The sequence below is a fragment of the Mojavia sp. genome (assembly GCF_059505145.1).
Genome location: NZ_JCACKA010000069.1, coordinates 75,312 through 92,153 on the forward strand (window position 1 = coordinate 75,312; position 16,842 = coordinate 92,153).

Consider the following 16,842-nt stretch of genomic DNA (forward strand, 5'->3'; position numbering starts at 1 on the left):
TTCGTTGTAATGTCCTCATTTTAACTGCGCCGATTCACCAGAGTGGCACTAGCTTGATCGACAGGCATTAGCACAACTTCATTGATATTGACATGAGGCGATCGCGTGACGCAGAAAAATATAACATCAGCTACATCTTCTGGGGTAAGAGGGGTTAGCCCTTGGTAAACTTTTTTGGCACGTTCGTTATCACCATGAAAGCGGACTTCGCTAAATTCCGTTTCTACCATCCCCGGATCAACGGAAGTTACTCTTACAGGAGTTCCAAGTAAATCTTGTTTTAAGCCTTCAGAAATAGCCCTGACTGCGGCTTTTGTACCACAATAAACATTACCATTGGGATAGGTTTGATGCCCCGCAATTGAACCAATATTTACCACATGACCACGATCGCGGCTGACCATTCCCGGAACAACATAGCGGGTAAGGTAAAGTAAACCTTTAATATTGGTATCAATCATTTCTTCCCAGTTTTCAAAGTTACCTTCATGCAACTTGTCTAAACCACGACTGAGGCCAGCATTGTTAATTAGAATATCGATGTTAGACCAAAAGGGGGGTAGGGTAGAGATAGCAGATTCGACAGCAGAGCGATCGCGCACGTCTAGCTGTAATAAATGAACCTCAGTCGCAAACTCTTTATTGAGTAAATCTGCTAGCTGCTGTAAACGTTCTAAGCGTCGCGCCGCCAGAATCAGTTTTGCACCCGCACCAGCAAAGATTTTGGCACAAGCAGTACCAATACCACTACTTGCGCCAGTGATCAGAACGATTTGATTTTGCAGGGAAATCATTGTTACTTGAAGTCAAGAGTCCAGTGTTAATTGTCCAACAATTCGGAACTAATGACTAAGGTTGGGATTGGGGATTGGGGATTGGGGATTGGGGATTGGGGATTGGGGAATTAATATTTTTATGCTCTGTAGTAAATTTGATTAGTTTCTCCCTGCTTCCTGCCCCTTGTCCCCAGTCCCCAGCCTCCAGTTATTTCACTACTTGCAAGCGCTGTGTTACCATTGTCATTCCATTTCCGCGGAGGATGACAGCAGAAATCCAATGGCTACCAGGGGTAGATGGTGCACGTCCGACTTTAAAAATTCCGCCAGACGTAAGTAATTTTAAATCTACAGGTGTGGGGTTAAGATATTTGTCTGCTTGGATAGGCTCTTCGAGGGCTGTTCCTAGTATAAAATCATCACCTAGTGGCTCTTGAACGATCGCATCAAAATTATACTGCTGGCCAACTTTCACCTGCTGTGGTAACTTGACATCAACTTGGGGTGGCTTGCTACCAGAAGTTAGTAGGGTACGTTCCGATAAAATATCTTGACGGACAATTTTTCCACCTGTAACGCGCTGGCGAGATTTAATTGTGGCATTGAGAGCAAGATTATTACTGTTAGAAGAAGGTAACCCAGTTATATTAGTGACTGTTTCGGCGATAATGCCATTGCCTTCAGATTTCCAAGATTGAAGTTGTGTGGTGTATTTTAATTGAGGATGTCGCTTCCAAAGTTCAATCAAGGCTTTTTCTAGAGTCTGGCGATTTAATCCATCTCCATGTGTAAAATTAGGACTGTAAAATTCGATTACCTTTTTGACATCGCCAATGCTTGCTGCTGCATCAATTTGCGTCAACAAATTTTTCAGCTCGGGGGGTGCATTTTGGGGGGCACTTTGTTGAGCAGTTTTCCCAGTTTGGGGACGCGCAGAAGCAGGCTGCTCGAAGGGTAGCAAGTTCTGCGGTGTAATAGCTTGAGCGTATTGCAAACCACTTGTGAAGCCAACTGTCAACAGAAATAAAATTAGCCAGATTCTGTTGGGGAACCTGCGTTGGTTTCTCAGTAATAAAGTGATAATGTTAGCCATTGGTAAGAGTTTACTGATTTCAGTAGAGAAGGTGAGGAAATTGTTTTATCTTAGTGAAGCTAGGCGCTAAACGGTAGAGGTTTGATGGTAACAGCACCGATCAGATTACTAATTGCTGCCAGTGGGACTGGTGGACACTTGTTTCCAGCGATCGCACTGGCACAGAAATTGCCAGAATATGAAATTGAATGGTTGGGTGTCCCCAATCGGTTAGAAACTCAGCTTGTCCCCAAACAATATCACTTGAATACTATTGCAGTCGAAGGGTTTCAGCAAGGTTTTAGCATATCGTCTCTACGTATCTTGGGAAAACTCATCGGTTCCATTTTTGAAGTGAGGCGACTGCTAAAACAGAGGAAATTTCAAGGAGTTTTAACCACTGGGGGTTATATTGCTGGCCCAGCAGTGATTGCGGCGCGTTCTTTAGGTATACCTGTAGTTTTTCACGAATCCAACGCTTTACCAGGTAAAGTCACTCGCTTTTTTGGGCCTTGGTGTAGTGCGGTGGCGTTAGGATTTGAAGTAGCTGCTAAGTATTTGCCTCGTGCTAAAAATGTCTATGTGGGTACTCCGGTGCGATCGCAATTTTTAGATGAAGGAATTGATGCATCGCTGGATTTACCTATTCCCAATGGAGTTCCCTTAATTATTGTATTTGGTGGTAGTCAAGGGGCGGTTGGTATTAATAAATTAGTCCGCCAGTCTGCTCAAGCTTGGTTTGATACTGGTGCTTATGTAGTGCATTTGACTGGGGATAAAGATCCAGAAGCAGATAGTGTGAAGCATCCGCAATACATAGTCTTGCCGTTTTACGACAATATGGCAGCATTGTTGCGACGAGCAAATTTAGCGATTAGTCGTTCGGGTGCTGGTAGCTTAACCGAACTTGCTGTGTGTGGCACACCAGCAATTTTAATTCCTTACCCCTTTGCCGCTGAAGACCATCAAACTTACAATGCAGAAGTTTTTACGAAAGCTGGTGCAGCGTTAGCATTTAAACAATCAGAGTTAACAGCAGAAATTTTGCAAAATCAAGTTTTAAATTTGTTGCGCTCACCCGAAGATTTAGCAAAAATGGGAGAGAAAGCAAAAGCGATCGCTATTCCTGATAGTGCTGATAAATTGGCGCAATTAGTGCGTGAGTTAATGGAGAACTAGGAACAAACTAGAAGAGCAGGAAAGACAAGAGGACAAGGGAAAAACAACTGCTCAGTTAGAATTAAGTATCAATCAAAGACATTGATCATGCACTATGATTAGCGCAGAAAAATGTCTAAATTGCCGTTTTTACGGGAACAAATATAGGGGCTGCTGTGTCTTCTTTAAAGAAGGACTAATGGCTAGAGCAGGAGATTGTAATACTAATTTTCTAACTTATAGCTATAATAATTGTTCTTTTATCCTGAAAATGCTGGACTTTACAAAAAGTAGACAAAATGCTTACGAGTAGCTTCATGAAACGATTGGTCTATAGTTCTCTAATTGCTTCATTTTTTATAGTGCTAGCAGGACATAGAACTATTGCTCAGAGTCCTACAAATCGTTTTCAGACGGGGCTAAATTCTGCAAAAATATTTACTGTATTGGGCGAAACTACTACTATAAAAGTTTCTCAGGCTACAAGCAAGCTGGATGAAGAAGCAGCTTTCAACTTAGTCTGGAAATTGCCCATAGTGCAACGTAAAGCGCGAGAAATTGCCCGACTTTCTAAAGGAACTATACGTGTTGCAGCGACTGTTGATAGTTCACCTACTCCCGAAGAACCTTACTACACAGTTCGAGTATTTGAAAATCATGTAGACCACATTGATACAATTTATTGGTTTCGTGTTTTAAGTCCTAGCGGTGAAATACAGGTTTTAGATTTGGTGCTTAACGAATACATATCCTTAAAAGAATGGAAGCCCAATTAATACCAAACAATACTAAACAAAATTTATCATTTTCCTACGGTGCTGCTTTTAAGCTTACACTTGTTAAAGGATAATTGATAAATTTGCTCGTTAAAACCAATGTCAGAACAAAAACCTATAAATCCTTGGAAGTACAAACCTTGGTGGTGTCAACCTTGGTCTATACTACTCACGGGTGTTACGGTAATTGGTGGTAGCTGGTTACTATTTAAAATTATCTGGCTAACAATTATTGTTTCTATACCTATATTGATGTGGATGGGGTTTTTCTTGTTAATGTGGCCGCAACTAATTATCCGCAGCGGAATTTTGGAGTCGTATCATCAAAACTTAGAAAATTGACGATTCTACTTTGAAGCCAATACTTTATTGTAACTTTGGTTACGATAAAATACGAAACCCTTAGTTTTCAAAGCTTTGACTCATTCTTAAGCCTATGAAATTGAGGGTTACTTTTATTTTTTCAAGCTAATATAGTACTTTTACAGGTTCTACCCATTAGTATCCATGTTTCCTGAACCTATGTGATTATTAAAATCAATCAAAAGATAGATTTTTAAAATCTAAGATTTAAGATTATTCATTACTTTAGTTAGAAGCTTATTAAATTATTAATAATTAATCTGTTTAATGTACAGTCAATTTGAAATTTAATTCTAGTAATAACAGAATTATTCTTTGATTGTGCTGTATACCAGGTACGAAGAAATTCCTGGTTTATTCAGAAAATATAAGCGTTCAGCTTAAATTATTAACTTGTTCTACAAGGTACTCTATGCAGAAAACAAACGACCAAAAAGGCTATTTTCTAAGGTATCTTTCTCTAGCGCCAGTTCTTGCCGTTGTTGCGGTATCAGTTGCTTTCTCTACCTGGGCTATATTTAACAGATTTTTCCCCGACTTACTTTTCCATCCCATGCCATAGAGGGATAGAAGTATAACTAATAAGAGGCGATCGCTCGGACAAAGCTGCTAACAAAAGGCTGAAGTCAAGGGCGATCGCTTCTGCATATCCTGTATATTTAAGTAAATAGCGATCGCCAATATTTAGCTATTACTATTTAATTTCCTGCATACTTTTCACAATCTTAGTTACCAAATTTCTAGGTGTAAATCTGACAACTTCAGCAAGTATTTTATTTTTCAATCCAGGAATAACAACAGTTTTACCTTCTATTAAGGCATGATAGCCAATTTTGGCTACTGTTTCCGCATCCATCATTTTATTATCCTTCACTTGTTTAGCACCTGCCACACCTGTTCTTTCATGAAAAGCAGATTCTGTTGGCCCTGGACAAAGTACAGTTACTGTAACGCCTGTACCTTCTAATTCACTAGCAAGTGCTTGTGAAAAGGATAAAATATAGGCTTTAGTAGCAAAATAAACTGCCATTAAAGGGCCTGGTTGAAAAGCAGCAGCTGAGGAAACATTTAATATTTTTCCCTCACCTTGCTTAACCATGTCCTTAAGGAATAACTTTGTTAAATGGGTAAGACATACTAAATTTACTTGTAACATTTCCAATTCAGCATTCAGGCTGGTTTCGTTAAATAATCCATAGATACCAAATCCTGCATTATTTACTAAGACATCAACCTTGAGATTTTCTTGTTGCAACTCTGTAAAAATTTCTTCAGGTGATGTTTTTATAGATAAATCTTTGACAATAGTTTTGACTAAAATGCCACATTCCTGCTGTATTTTATCGGCAGCATTAGTGAGTTTTTGTGCCATTTTGTCTACTAGTACCAAATTATAATTATTAAGAGCGAAAATATATGCTAACTGATAGCCGATTCCGCTAGCAGCTCCGGTAATCAGAGCAGTTTGTTTGTACTGAACTTGAAGTGTTGTGTTCATATGAGAAAATTTGTGAAATCTACTTGATGGATCTGTCCTACATTTATGGCGGTTCTCTATTGCCTAAAATCCAACTAACCCTCTAATAAAGGTGGATTTGGGAGAATCTCTAACGCTAACTGAACTGTATCGGACTAAAATCCAGTAAGTATAATCTCTGAACCAACCATAAATGTTCTGAATAGTTACCCTTTTAAACCCTAGTTAAATGATTTAGCCAAGAGTTTAATAAGTCTCTACACAAATATTTTGATACGTACATCGTACATATTGTAAAAAGTCGACTTTACTGAACAGAGGCATAAAGTTTAACTAAATCGCAATCTTGTTGTTCAATCGGGTTCAGTTAAGCCTGGATACTCTTCATCTTCTTGAAAAAGTTGGCAAATATATTCTTATTTCCTAGTAGGCTAGGGAATCTTCAACGTATCAACATCACTAACTGAACTAATTGGCTTTTAGTTAAAGTATTATATTGTTAATGACAAAAGCCAGTAGTTAAGCCAGCCTATTTCGACTATAGTTTGCTGAAGTATGAGGTTGTTGTATCTATCAAAACAAACTGGAATTTTGATAAAGTTATGGCCTGTTAACAAAAGCCTATTTTAATGCCAATATTTTTCACTAAAAACAAGTAAGGTGAAGAGAAGATTCAAATTATTTTAGATTAAATATGAATATAATATATTAAATACTATATTTTTAAAATATTTGCGGTTTTTAGTTAAACTATAACATTTACAAAATCTATCAATCTAATAATTAAAGTTTAATACTATGCATAAAATGGGTAATTTATATGTTGAATTCTTAAAGTATAAAATTTATTATTGTCAGATAAGCTTTTCCCTGCCCCCTTTAAACAAGTGACAATTTTTATTTATTTATCGCCTTGAATAAAAGGGGAGAGATTTAATTATGAATTTGCTAATTTACTACTTGGTTACCATGACTGCGGGGGTCATCTTGACTAGTTGTTGGGGTAACTGGTGCTGAAAATTTAGAAATTTGTCCGTTAGCTTGGGCATAGGGAAGAGATGAACCAGTAACCAAAGCTTCTAAGTTGCTAGCCATCACTGTACGGGGTTGATCGCCAATTGCTTGCGCTATAGTCTCCCCATCCTTACCTAAAAAAACAAAATGGGGGATTCCATCTACTCGATATTTCAGCATTTCTGGCAGCCATTTGGTGTTATCCACATTCAGCATGACAAAATTCAGCTTTTCAGCATATTGCTGTTCTAGCTGGGCGATATCTGGAGCCATTTTCTGGCAGACAGTACACCAATCAGCGTAAAATTCCACTAGCGAAGGCTTACCGTTGCTAATAGCTACTTCTAGGGGTATGGAAGCCTCATCCAATTTGGTAAGGGAAGCCGAAGTTGTTTCGCTACGCAGTCCCAAAAACAGGGCAACGCTGAGGGCAATTGCTACTATTGCAATTAAGAAATTTCTCACACGCGCCCCAAGTTTGGATTCAGGTTTAACAGGTGAATCAACAGGTGAATCCGTAGCCATAACAGAATTATTAAAACTTATTAAGCATTATCATCTTTAGTCTAACTGACGCTAACCCTAACCTACCTTTAGGGTTCTGTTTTGCAAGATAGCGAACATTTAGCGACGTTGCTATGCAGGGTATTAAAACTCCCAGTACCCTAGAAAGTAGAACCACCTCTGCGAAATCAGTGAAAAAACGAGTTACCCTCACCTTTCCCAAACGTGCTATACAAATGCCAGTTACCTACCGACTGGCAAAAGAGTTCAATGTAGCCGCCAATATTATCCGTGCCCAGGTGGCCCCGAACCAAATTGGCAAGCTGGTAGTAGAACTAGCGGGGGATATTGATCAGTTGAATGCAGCAATTGAGTGGATGCGATCGCAGAATATTAATGTTTCTCATAGCTTAGGTGAAATCGTCATTGATGAAGATGTCTGTGTTGACTGTGGTTTGTGTACTGGGGTTTGTCCCACCGAAGCCCTTACCCTTAATCCTGACACATACAAATTGACATTCACGCGATCGCGCTGCATTGTCTGTGAACAGTGTATACCCACGTGTCCTGTGCAGGCTATTTCCACTAATCTTTAAACTCACATTCCGCAGGTTAGTTAAGAAAGAAGATAATATTTTCGACAAGGAGCACCAAAAAACAGGAGAATCCATTGCCTTTCATGGGTTAAATTAGCAATTTGCTTTATTTGGGCGACAGTAACCAAATGAATGGACATAAAACATTGGAACACCCAACGTAAGGTTGGAGTAGAAGTTGGTTTACCCAACTGATTATCAATAGTTTTTTTGGCTCGTTCTAAGGCTTGACGTAAAGCTTTTTGACCCATACTATACACAAGCAGACACAAACCCATAACCATTGCTAGTGCAGCAACTCGCTCAGTAGAATTGAGGAATACACTGGAAGTAAAAAATAAAGGATCTCAGCATCCTTTCTTGCTTGGCTTTCAACGACGAACCAGCGCTGTTGTACACCTGCGTACTCACTACAACTTAGCGCAATCCGATACCCAGACCTTACACTTTGATTAAATGCTTCTTGAGGCATGTTATCTAACAGCATTTTTGCCGCAGTCAGGGTAACTGGTACTCTCGATACCCAGCGCAAATGTTTCATTTGTTGCAAATTTTCTTCAGTCTAAAGTGCGGCATCTGCAACAAATAAAGCATCTATTTGCCATTATCATAAAGGGCAATTAACACTTATTTATTAAGATGTTGATTCCTCCTTAAAAATTTCTGGCACTTCTTCAACAGCAATAGCATTTTTGGAATAACCGGATATTGAAACAAACCCATCTGCTATATCTTTGATAAAAGCAGCTAAAGGTACAGCAATTAACAACCCTAATACGCCGCCAATATAGGTTCCTACTAACAAAGAAATTATAACCCATATAGGCCTAATTCCTGTAAAACGACCCAACAGACGAGGTGCGATCGCCTGGTCAATTAACTGATCAATAACAAAAGCTACAGCAAAAATCTTCACTGCTAACCAAAAGTCATGTGACGCTATTATTAAAGTAATTAAAACTAGGCTAACAACATCTCCAAAGGGAATTAAGCTTAAAGTTCCAACTCCCAACCCAAAGAGTAAAGCAAACTGAATTTGGAAACCTAAAAACATTAACGTTTCAGAAACGCCCATCAAAAAAGCTAGGCTCACTTGACCAATTAGGTAATTTTGAAAATTCTGTTGAAGAGACTGTCTGATTTTCTGACTAAAGCTCCAAGGTAATTTTTGAAATATTGAATCCCAAATTCTTGGCCCATCCAATAGCAAATAAAAAGTCAATACCACTGTTACTATTGCCTCGGAGACGCTATCAATTGTGTCTCTAATAATACTTAAAATTCTGTCTGCAAGGTATTCTAATTCGTTAGGCAAATGCTCAGTTATTTGAGCTAACATTTGACTAAAATTAATTTTTACATTTTGGCTTAACACAAAATCATTGATATTTTTAATTTTCTCTTCACTAGAGTCAATCCATTGGGGAAGAAGTTTAACTATCTCATGAAATTGCTCTAAAACAATAGGTAGCAATGTAATACCCACAGCAATTAAAATTACCAAAGTTAATGTAAAAACTATTCCTACTGCGTAGCTACGTTTAAGCCCTCTTTCTTGGAGAACCGAAACAGGGTAGTTTAAAATGAAAGCTAGCAAAGTCGATAAAACAAAAATTGTCACTATTGGTTGAAAGTATTCAAAAAATCTAAATGCCAGCCAGCCATTGAGAAAAACTAAAGGAAATAACAGCGCCAATATTAACCATTTAATTAGTTGATTGAGTGTAAAATCCATAATCAATATAAAATTTTTTCCTAAGCAACCTTTTAAATTTTTGCATAGTTACGTCTATCCACGCTTACCTCTTATAGCGACAACTGTGCCCTAGAAATAAAATTGTTCTGATTAGTCAACACAGCTGACACAAAAACTAAATACTTATAGCAGTTAATACTAAGATAGGGTATAGAAATTTTCACATAAGCAAAAAGAATTTATCCTTGACTTGATGCTTTCCCTTTCCTCCAACTCCTAAGTTGTATTGCACTCCCCAATTTACACACAAACTTTGTCTGCCACAACTGGGTGTAAGGGCTTAAGGATTTTGCTCCCCTACAACCCAAACCCTTGATTTTTAGTTTTCATCCGTAAGTTTTATAGACAAGCGATCGCTCTAACTTTTCAGCAGTAAAATATATAGCCAAAATCGCATGATCAGGCAAAGTAGGGCAATTAAGTTACTCAGTTACACCCAAAAACTAGGAAAAGAACACTAAATTGTATGAATGGATACTATTTGCAGGCAAAAGTCAAGGTAAGTTTATACGGTGCAATGGAGTGTCAAGGGTGCATTTACTAAACATTTGGCTTGTTATAACCGTTATAGAGCCACTGTGCCAATTTGGGAAAGTTTTCAGCTGTTGCCTTCATTCTTCAACGTTAATTCAATGTGCGAACGCTCAAGTTGTTTGAGTTAAAACGCAACTTCGTCGTTCTATCCCCACAGACAAACTTTGTGATGGAGTAGTAGTGAGGAGTAAGTCGGGGTCGATTAAACCTGATATCCTCCAGTAAGTATGTAAACGCACTGCTGATTGATCTACGCTAGCAAAGCTTTCAAAGAGCTTGCTCTACCCTCTAGCACTGCTGACTTATCTATGGATTCCAATATGGCCAAATCTAGGCATGGTAGCTCTGCTCATGGGCGGGTTAGAGGAGTCATCCTATCGCCTCAAGGGTGACAGCGATTTCAAGCAGCAAAACAGCGAGCAGAATCTGAGGAAACCTGGGGTAAAAACTTTAGGGATCACTCAATACCCTTGCCCGCATTAGTAAGCGCGAACTGGGGGTTAATCGCCAACCGTTAGAATATCTCTTCCGGGCGTTTGGGCTGGAATTAATTAAGGCAGATTTTGTATCCCCCGTTTTGTCAGGTGAAGAGCAAGCAAGCTGACGAGCAAATCCTCAACAGGATTAGGACAATGCTGTAGATACATCAGCGTTCTACGGTCGCAAGACAGCACTGGCGCAACTGTGACAGTAGATCGTTTCTGAGCGATGTCGCGTTGTCGAGTTACTGGGAACCGCGGACATTGGCTAAAGATTTAGTTTTATTTAGCTTACAAAACTTTATCCATTTGATTGGGAACCATTAATGGGTCAATCAAAACATTTTTGCAATTTCAGCAGTTCCATTTACCTTAATTATCGTTCTACACAATAAAAATGATGCTAGCGCTTCCTGGCTATGTTCCTACTGAAACCTTGTATGAAGGCATTTATAGCGTTATATATCGCGCTATTAAACAGATAGATGCAACTTCAGTCATCGTTAAAGTTCTTAAAGCCGAATATCCTACCTTAGAAGAGTTAACTCAACTCAGACATGAATATAAGGTACTTAAAAGCTTGATAGAGGTTGAAGGAGTTATCAAAGCTTTAGGGTTAGAAAATCATCAAAATGGGTTAGCCCTTATTTTAGAAGATTTAAATGCTACATCTTTGAAAAATTTTATTGATAAAAATAAATTATCATTAAAAAGTTTTCTTGAAATTGCTATACAACTAGCCTTTTCTTTAGCAAATATTCACGGCAAACAAGTTATTCATAAAGATATTAAGCCAGACAATATTGTTATTAACACAAACAATTTAACTGTTAAAATTATAGATTTTAGCATTTCATCACATTTATTTAGGGAAAACCAAACTATTAGCAGTCCCGAATTACTAGAAGGCACTCTCGCCTATATGTCTCCTGAGCAAACTGGCAGAATGAATCGGTCACTTGATTATCGCACCGACTTTTACTCTCTAGGAGTTACATTTTATCAAATGTTGACTGGTTTGCTACCTTTTGATGCTAGTGATCCTCTAGAAATAATTCACTCCCACATTGCCAAAATTCCATCTTTGCCTCACAAAGTTAATTCAGAAGTTCCGTTGGTAGTTTCTAAAATTGTTATGAAACTATTAGCTAAATCCGCTGAAGATAGATATCAAAATGCGCTGGGTCTAAAAGCAGATTTAGAACAGTGCCTCCAGCAACTAAAAAACAATGGTGAAATTGCTAATTTTCCAATTGGTCAATTAGATTTATCCGGCCAATTTATCATTCCCCAAAAACTTTATGGTCGAGAGCAAGAAGTAACTACATTACTAAATGCATTTGAGCAAATCAGTAATGGTAAAACTGAAATTATGCTGGTTTCAGGTTACTCTGGAATTGGCAAATCTTCTTTGATAAATGAAATTCATAAACCAATTTTGCGCCAGAGGGGGTATTTTATCTCTGGTAAATTCGATCAATTTAAACGCAATATTCCTTATGCTTCTTTAATTCAAGCTTTTCAAGAATTAATGCGGCAACTGTTAACAGAAAATGCAGAATCTTTATCAGAGTGGAAATTTGAGCTTTTAGCAGCCCTTGGTACTAATGGTCAAGTAATTATAGATGTAATTCCCGAAATTGAACAAATTATCGGTTCTCAACCTATGGTTCCGCAATTAGGCGCATCGGAATCTCAAAATCGGTTTAATCGGGTATTTCATCAGTTTATTCACGTATTTACTAAACCTGAACATCCTCTAGTTATATTTCTGGATGACTTACAGTGGGCAGACTCAGCTTCTTTGAAACTGATCGAGTTAATTATGACCGAGCCAGACAGCAAATATTTATTGTTAATTGGAGCTTATCGAGATAATGAAGTCAGTGCTACTCATCCTTTACTCAATACTTTAGAGAAGATTCAACGGGCTGGAACTATTATCAATAATATTGTTCTGCAACCTCTGGATATTAACTGTGTTGATCAATTAGTTGCTGATACTCTACGCAGCATTCCTTCAAAAATTAAACCATTAGCTGAATTAGTTTTCGGTAGAACTCAAGGAAATCCATTTTTCCTAACTCAATTGCTCAAATTTATATATCAAGAGAATTTATTAGTATTTAATTTTGTTGAAGGTATTTGGCAATGGAATATTGAGTGCTTACAAGGTATTAATATAACTGCCAATGTTGTTGAATTAATGGTCAGTCAGGTTCAAAGGCTATCACCAATAACAATCAATATTTTAAAATTAGCTGCCTGTATTGGAGACAAATTTACTTTAGAATTTTTAGCAATTGTTAACGAGAAATCTCAAACAGAAACTGCCAACGAATTATGGGAAGCTCTGCAAGCAGGATTAGTTTTACCCTTAAGCAATTCCTATAAAATTCCTCTTGCATTTGATGCTGAAGTCGCCTCCCAGCAGCCAACCGAACAATTAAAAGTTGCCTATAGGTTTTTGCACGATCGCGTGCAGCAGGCATCTTATTCTCTAATCCCAGATGGTCAAAAACAACAAACTCACTTAAAAATCGGTGAACTACTGCTGAAAAATACTTCAGAAACTAAGTTAGAGGAAAATATTTTTGAGATTGTTAACCAATTAAATATTGGATCTGAATTGATTACTCAGCAAACCCAAAAATATGAGCTAGCAAAACTTAATCTAATCGCGGCTAAAAAAGCCAAGGCAGCAACAGCTTATGAAACTGCCGTTAAGTATTTAACAGCAGGAATAGCACTTCTTGTAGAAGAGAGTTGGAAAAGTCACTATGACCTAGCACTAGCTCTTTATGTTGAAGCAGTATCAGCAGAATATTTAAACACTAACTTTGAGCGAGCAGCTATCTTGGCTGAAATCGTTCTCCAACGAGCTGCAACACTGCTGGACAGAGTGCAAGTATACGAACTACAAATCCAGTTTTGTCTTGCTCAAAATCAATTGCTGAAAGCCATCGATATAGCGCTACAAGTTTTGCAAATGCTAGGCGTCTCACTTGCAAGTTTACCAAACGATCAGAAATTGACACCGCAATTGCCTGAGTTGGAAGACCTAGAAGATATGCCTGCTATGACTGATGTTTCGCAATTGGCAGCTCTACGTATTTTGATGGTTATTGTTCCACCAGCGTTTATTGCTGCTCCTAACATTTATGTGCAGGTTATCCTGACGATGGTCAACCTCTGTATTGAACATGGTCATTCAGAAATTGCTGCTTTTGTATATTGTCAGTATGGTTTAGTTTTATCGGGAGTTTTAGGAGAAATAGATGCTGGATATCAATCTGGAAAACTAGCTTTAAAATTGTTAAATAAATTTAGAGCTACCGAACTAAAATGCAAAATTAATTTAGTATTTAACACTTTTATCAGACCTTGGAAAGAACATATTAATAGTACTCTATCTCCGATGTTAGAAGGATTTGAAAGTGGTATGGAAACTGGGGATTTAGGATGGGCTGGCTACAATTCTGCATATTATTGCGACCACCTATTTTTTACTGGTGAATCATTGGAATTAGTTACTAATCAACAAAATAAATACTTAAATTATATGGTTCAGCTAAAGCAAATTTTACCTATTTCTTGTATTAACCCATTTAGAAGATTAGCCTTAAAACTTATTAATATTGCTGAAGAAGAATATATTTTCAATGGTCAAACAGTTACTGATAAAAAGTTATTGCAAGACTTAATTGAATCTAAAAATTATATGTGTGCTTTTTCAGTATATGTTTCTCAAGTATTTTATAATTATTTATTTAAAAATTATGTTGATGCGATCGCTAATGCATCTCTAGCTTTAGAATATGCCGAAAGTGCCCTTAATCAGGTCGTTACAGCTATCCATAATTTCTATTATTCTCTTTCTTTGCTTGCTATAGCACCTAGCTTTTCAGAACAAGAACGAGAAGAAGCCCTAAATAAAGTTGGAATCAATCAAGAAATTATGCAAAAATGGGCGTTTTATGCCCCCTGTAATTTCCAACATAAACATGATTTAGTAGAAGCAGAGAAAGCACGTATATTAGGAAATATTGTAGAAGCAATAGAATATTATGACAAAGCTATTCAAGGAGCTAAAGAACAGGGATATATCCAAGAAGAAGCTCTAGCAAATGAACTAGCAGCAGAGTTTTATTTGTCGTGTGGCAAAAATAAAATTGCTCAAGTCTATCTCACTGATGCTCATTATGGATATGTTCGCTGGGGAGCAAAAGCTAAAGTCCAAGACTTAGAATCGAGATATCCACAAATTTTTTCTCGATTGCATAAGCTACCTATCAATAAAGAACATACCCTGACAAAAACTAGTCTTACAGAAGATAGTTCCCAAGCTTTAGATTTATCTACAGTAATGAAAGCATCTCAAGCTCTTTCTGGTGAAATTGTTTTGAGTAAGTTACTGGCTAAATTAATGCAAATTGTTCTAGAGAACGCAGGCGCTCAAAAAGGATATTTAATTTTAGAAGTAGACGGTGCTTTGCTAATAGAAGCACAAACTCAAATCGAGCAAGAAGATTTAATTTTGCTGCAATCAAAGCCAGTAAATACTAGTAATGAGTTACCCATATCTGTGATTAATTATGTAGCCAGAACGCAGCAAAATGTTTTACTTAGCGATACAGATCATGAAATGATTTTTGCGACAGATCCCTATATTGTTATCCACAAGCCTAAATCAGTATTATGTACGCCACTTCTGCATCAAGGAAAACTGAGCGGCATTCTCTACTTAGAAAACAATCTTACTACTGAAGCATTTACTCCAGGTAGATTAGAAATATTAAAACTTTTGTCTTCGCAAGCAGCAATTTCTATTGAAAATGCTCGGCTCTATAGTGATTTGGCAGCGGCTAACGCCACTTTAGAAGCAAAAGTCCAAGAGCGAACGCAGGAATTGCAAGAAAAAAATATGCATTTACAAAAAGCAGAAGCAGTGGCTCAATCTGCTAATCGTGCTAAGAGTGAATTTTTAGCAAATATGAGCCACGAGCTCCGCACACCATTGAATGGCATTTTAGGTTATGCCCAAATTCTGCAACGAGATAAAGATGTAACCAATTCCCAAAAAGAAAGTCTAAATATCATTTATCAGTGTGGCGATCACCTTTTAAATTTGATCAACGAAGTTTTGGATATTGCCAAGATTGAATCACGAAAAATGGAACTATATGCTACCGAGTTTCATTTACCGCAATTTTTAGAAAGTATTGCGGATATTTGCCAAATACGCGCTCAACAAAAAGGTGTTTCTTTAATTTATCAGCCATTCACTAACTTGCCTCAAGGCGTGAAAGCAGATGAGAAACGTCTACGACAAATTTTAATTAACTTATCGGGCAATGCGGTGAAGTTTACAGAAGTAGGTGAAGTCCGATTAAAAGTGGGCTATCACAACAGTAACAAAATTAGGTTTCAGGTGGAAGATACAGGAGTAGGGATGGCTCCAGAACAATTAGAAGAAATATTTTTGCCCTTCCAGCAAGTAGGTGAAAACAACCATAAAATTGAAGGCACAGGGTTAGGGCTAGCTATTAGTCGAAAATTAGTGCAGATGATGGGAGGAGAAATTCAGGTTAAAAGTACTTTAGGCGAAGGCAGTATTTTCTTTTTTGATTTAGAATTGCCAGAAGTTGATAAATCTCCAGACTTAGTAAAAGAAGAAAAACAAAATATCATAGGTTTTAGAGGTAATAAACGCATAATTATTATTGCTGATGATAGATTAGAGAACCGATCAATTTTAGTGAAAATGTTAGCTCCACTGGGATTTGAGGTTATAGAAGCAGTGGATGGGCAAGATTGTTTAAATAAAGCAGAACAATTACAGCCAGATTGCATATTGATGGATTTGATGATGCCGACAATGAGCGGTTTTGAAGCAACCCGCAGGCTCAGGCGATCGCCAAATATCAACAATATTTTAGTTATTGGTACATCCGCTAGTGTTTTTGATTTTGATCAACAAAAAAGTAAAGAAGTAGGTTGCAATGATTTTATACCTAAGCCAATTCGTTTACCAGAATTATTAGCCAATTTACAAAAATATTTAGGATTAGAATGGATCTATCAAGATAGAGTAGAAAAAGTTTTCAATTCTCAGTCTTACTCTGAGGAACAAAATATGGTATTTCCTCCATTTGAGGAAATAACGGCTCTGCTAAATTTAGCGATGAAAGGTGACCTCAAAGGAATTATTGAGCAAGCATCTCACTTGCAAGCGTCAAATGTTCAATACCTTCCCTTCACCCAAGAACTACATCAGTTAGCGAAAGGCTTTCAAGTAAAAAAAATTCGTGAATTTCTTAAAAGTGTAGGGAATTAA

11 protein-coding genes and 1 pseudogene are annotated in these 16,842 nt (G+C 37.5%); 6 read left to right on the plus strand and 6 right to left on the minus strand.

Annotation, left to right across the window (positions count from 1 at the left end):
* Positions 1 to 20: 20 nt before the first annotated feature.
* Both AC5JL8_RS16940 and AC5JL8_RS16945 read right to left on the minus strand, forming a co-directional pair.
* Entirely contained in the window at positions 21 to 794 is a 774-nt protein-coding gene (locus AC5JL8_RS16940; RefSeq protein ID WP_495880859.1) for an SDR family oxidoreductase, read from the minus strand.
* 190 nt (positions 795 to 984) lie between these two features.
* The gene (locus tag AC5JL8_RS16945) at positions 985 to 1,869 is read right to left on the minus strand and encodes a DUF8623 domain-containing protein (protein WP_495880860.1); all 885 of its coding nucleotides are present in this window, start codon (positions 1,867 to 1,869) and stop codon (positions 985 to 987) included.
* Between the two features lie 84 nt (positions 1,870 to 1,953).
* Here AC5JL8_RS16945 and murG point away from each other — a divergent pair, with 84 nt between their 5' ends.
* From murG to AC5JL8_RS16965, 4 genes are all read left to right on the plus strand, one after another.
* A complete protein-coding gene (gene murG, locus AC5JL8_RS16950) occupies positions 1,954 to 3,027 on the plus strand; it encodes an undecaprenyldiphospho-muramoylpentapeptide beta-N-acetylglucosaminyltransferase (protein ID WP_495880861.1) in 1,074 nt (357 codons plus the stop codon).
* Between the two features lie 296 nt (positions 3,028 to 3,323).
* Entirely contained in the window at positions 3,324 to 3,782 is a 459-nt protein-coding gene (locus AC5JL8_RS16955; protein WP_495880862.1) for a hypothetical protein, read from the plus strand.
* A 99-nt stretch (positions 3,783 to 3,881) separates the two neighbouring features.
* Positions 3,882 to 4,124 carry a DUF6737 family protein gene (locus AC5JL8_RS16960; RefSeq protein WP_495880863.1) on the plus strand — a complete coding sequence of 81 codons (243 nt, stop codon included), beginning with the start codon at positions 3,882 to 3,884 and terminating at the stop codon, positions 4,122 to 4,124.
* A 433-nt stretch (positions 4,125 to 4,557) separates the two neighbouring features.
* Positions 4,558 to 4,707 carry a PsaJ protein gene (locus tag AC5JL8_RS16965; protein WP_495880864.1) on the plus strand — a complete coding sequence of 50 codons (150 nt, stop codon included), beginning with the start codon at positions 4,558 to 4,560 and terminating at the stop codon, positions 4,705 to 4,707.
* Between the two features lie 132 nt (positions 4,708 to 4,839).
* Here the strand turns inward: AC5JL8_RS16965 and AC5JL8_RS16970 are convergent, their stop codons facing one another.
* Both AC5JL8_RS16970 and AC5JL8_RS16975 read right to left on the minus strand, forming a co-directional pair.
* Entirely contained in the window at positions 4,840 to 5,643 is an 804-nt protein-coding gene (locus AC5JL8_RS16970) for an SDR family NAD(P)-dependent oxidoreductase (protein WP_495880865.1), read from the minus strand.
* 927 nt (positions 5,644 to 6,570) lie between these two features.
* Positions 6,571 to 7,161 carry a thioredoxin family protein gene (locus tag AC5JL8_RS16975; RefSeq protein ID WP_495880866.1) on the minus strand — a complete coding sequence of 197 codons (591 nt, stop codon included), beginning with the start codon at positions 7,159 to 7,161 and terminating at the stop codon, positions 6,571 to 6,573.
* 170 nt (positions 7,162 to 7,331) lie between these two features.
* On the opposite strand from AC5JL8_RS16975, the gene AC5JL8_RS16980 reads away from it, so the two are divergent.
* Positions 7,332 to 7,736: an NIL domain-containing protein gene (locus AC5JL8_RS16980; protein WP_495880891.1), complete on the plus strand. Its 405-nt coding sequence runs from the start codon at positions 7,332 to 7,334 to the stop codon at positions 7,734 to 7,736.
* Positions 7,737 to 7,756: 20 nt separating this feature from the next.
* Here AC5JL8_RS16980 and AC5JL8_RS16985 read toward each other — a convergent pair.
* Both AC5JL8_RS16985 and AC5JL8_RS16990 read right to left on the minus strand, forming a co-directional pair.
* Positions 7,757 to 8,340: pseudogene (locus AC5JL8_RS16985) on the minus strand (transposase); the annotation flags it as partial.
* Positions 8,341 to 8,370: 30 nt separating this feature from the next.
* Positions 8,371 to 9,471, minus strand: coding sequence for an AI-2E family transporter (locus AC5JL8_RS16990; RefSeq protein ID WP_495880867.1), 1,101 nt, complete (start codon positions 9,469 to 9,471; stop codon positions 8,371 to 8,373).
* Between the two features lie 1,431 nt (positions 9,472 to 10,902).
* Here AC5JL8_RS16990 and AC5JL8_RS16995 point away from each other — a divergent pair.
* Positions 10,903 to 16,842 carry a hybrid sensor histidine kinase/response regulator gene (locus AC5JL8_RS16995; RefSeq protein WP_495880868.1) on the plus strand — a complete coding sequence of 1,980 codons (5,940 nt, stop codon included), beginning with the start codon at positions 10,903 to 10,905 and terminating at the stop codon, positions 16,840 to 16,842.

Excerpts from the sequence above, each read along its gene's own strand:
- AC5JL8_RS16970 (WP_495880865.1), bottom strand. The coding sequence starts at position 5,643 with ATGAACACAACACTTCAAGTTCAGTACAAACAAACTGCTCTGATTACC.
- AC5JL8_RS16960 (WP_495880863.1), top strand. The coding sequence starts at position 3,882 with ATGTCAGAACAAAAACCTATAAATCCTTGGAAGTACAAACCTTGGTGG.
- AC5JL8_RS16940 (WP_495880859.1), bottom strand. The coding sequence starts at position 794 with ATGATTTCCCTGCAAAATCAAATCGTTCTGATCACTGGCGCAAGTAGT.
- murG (WP_495880861.1), top strand. The coding sequence starts at position 1,954 with ATGGTAACAGCACCGATCAGATTACTAATTGCTGCCAGTGGGACTGGT.
- AC5JL8_RS16975 (WP_495880866.1), bottom strand. The coding sequence starts at position 7,161 with ATGGCTACGGATTCACCTGTTGATTCACCTGTTAAACCTGAATCCAAA.
- AC5JL8_RS16995 (WP_495880868.1), top strand. The coding sequence starts at position 10,903 with ATGATGCTAGCGCTTCCTGGCTATGTTCCTACTGAAACCTTGTATGAA.
- AC5JL8_RS16955 (WP_495880862.1), top strand. The coding sequence starts at position 3,324 with ATGAAACGATTGGTCTATAGTTCTCTAATTGCTTCATTTTTTATAGTG.
- AC5JL8_RS16945 (WP_495880860.1), bottom strand. The coding sequence starts at position 1,869 with ATGGCTAACATTATCACTTTATTACTGAGAAACCAACGCAGGTTCCCC.
- AC5JL8_RS16990 (WP_495880867.1), bottom strand. The coding sequence starts at position 9,471 with ATGGATTTTACACTCAATCAACTAATTAAATGGTTAATATTGGCGCTG.
- AC5JL8_RS16965 (WP_495880864.1), top strand. The coding sequence starts at position 4,558 with ATGCAGAAAACAAACGACCAAAAAGGCTATTTTCTAAGGTATCTTTCT.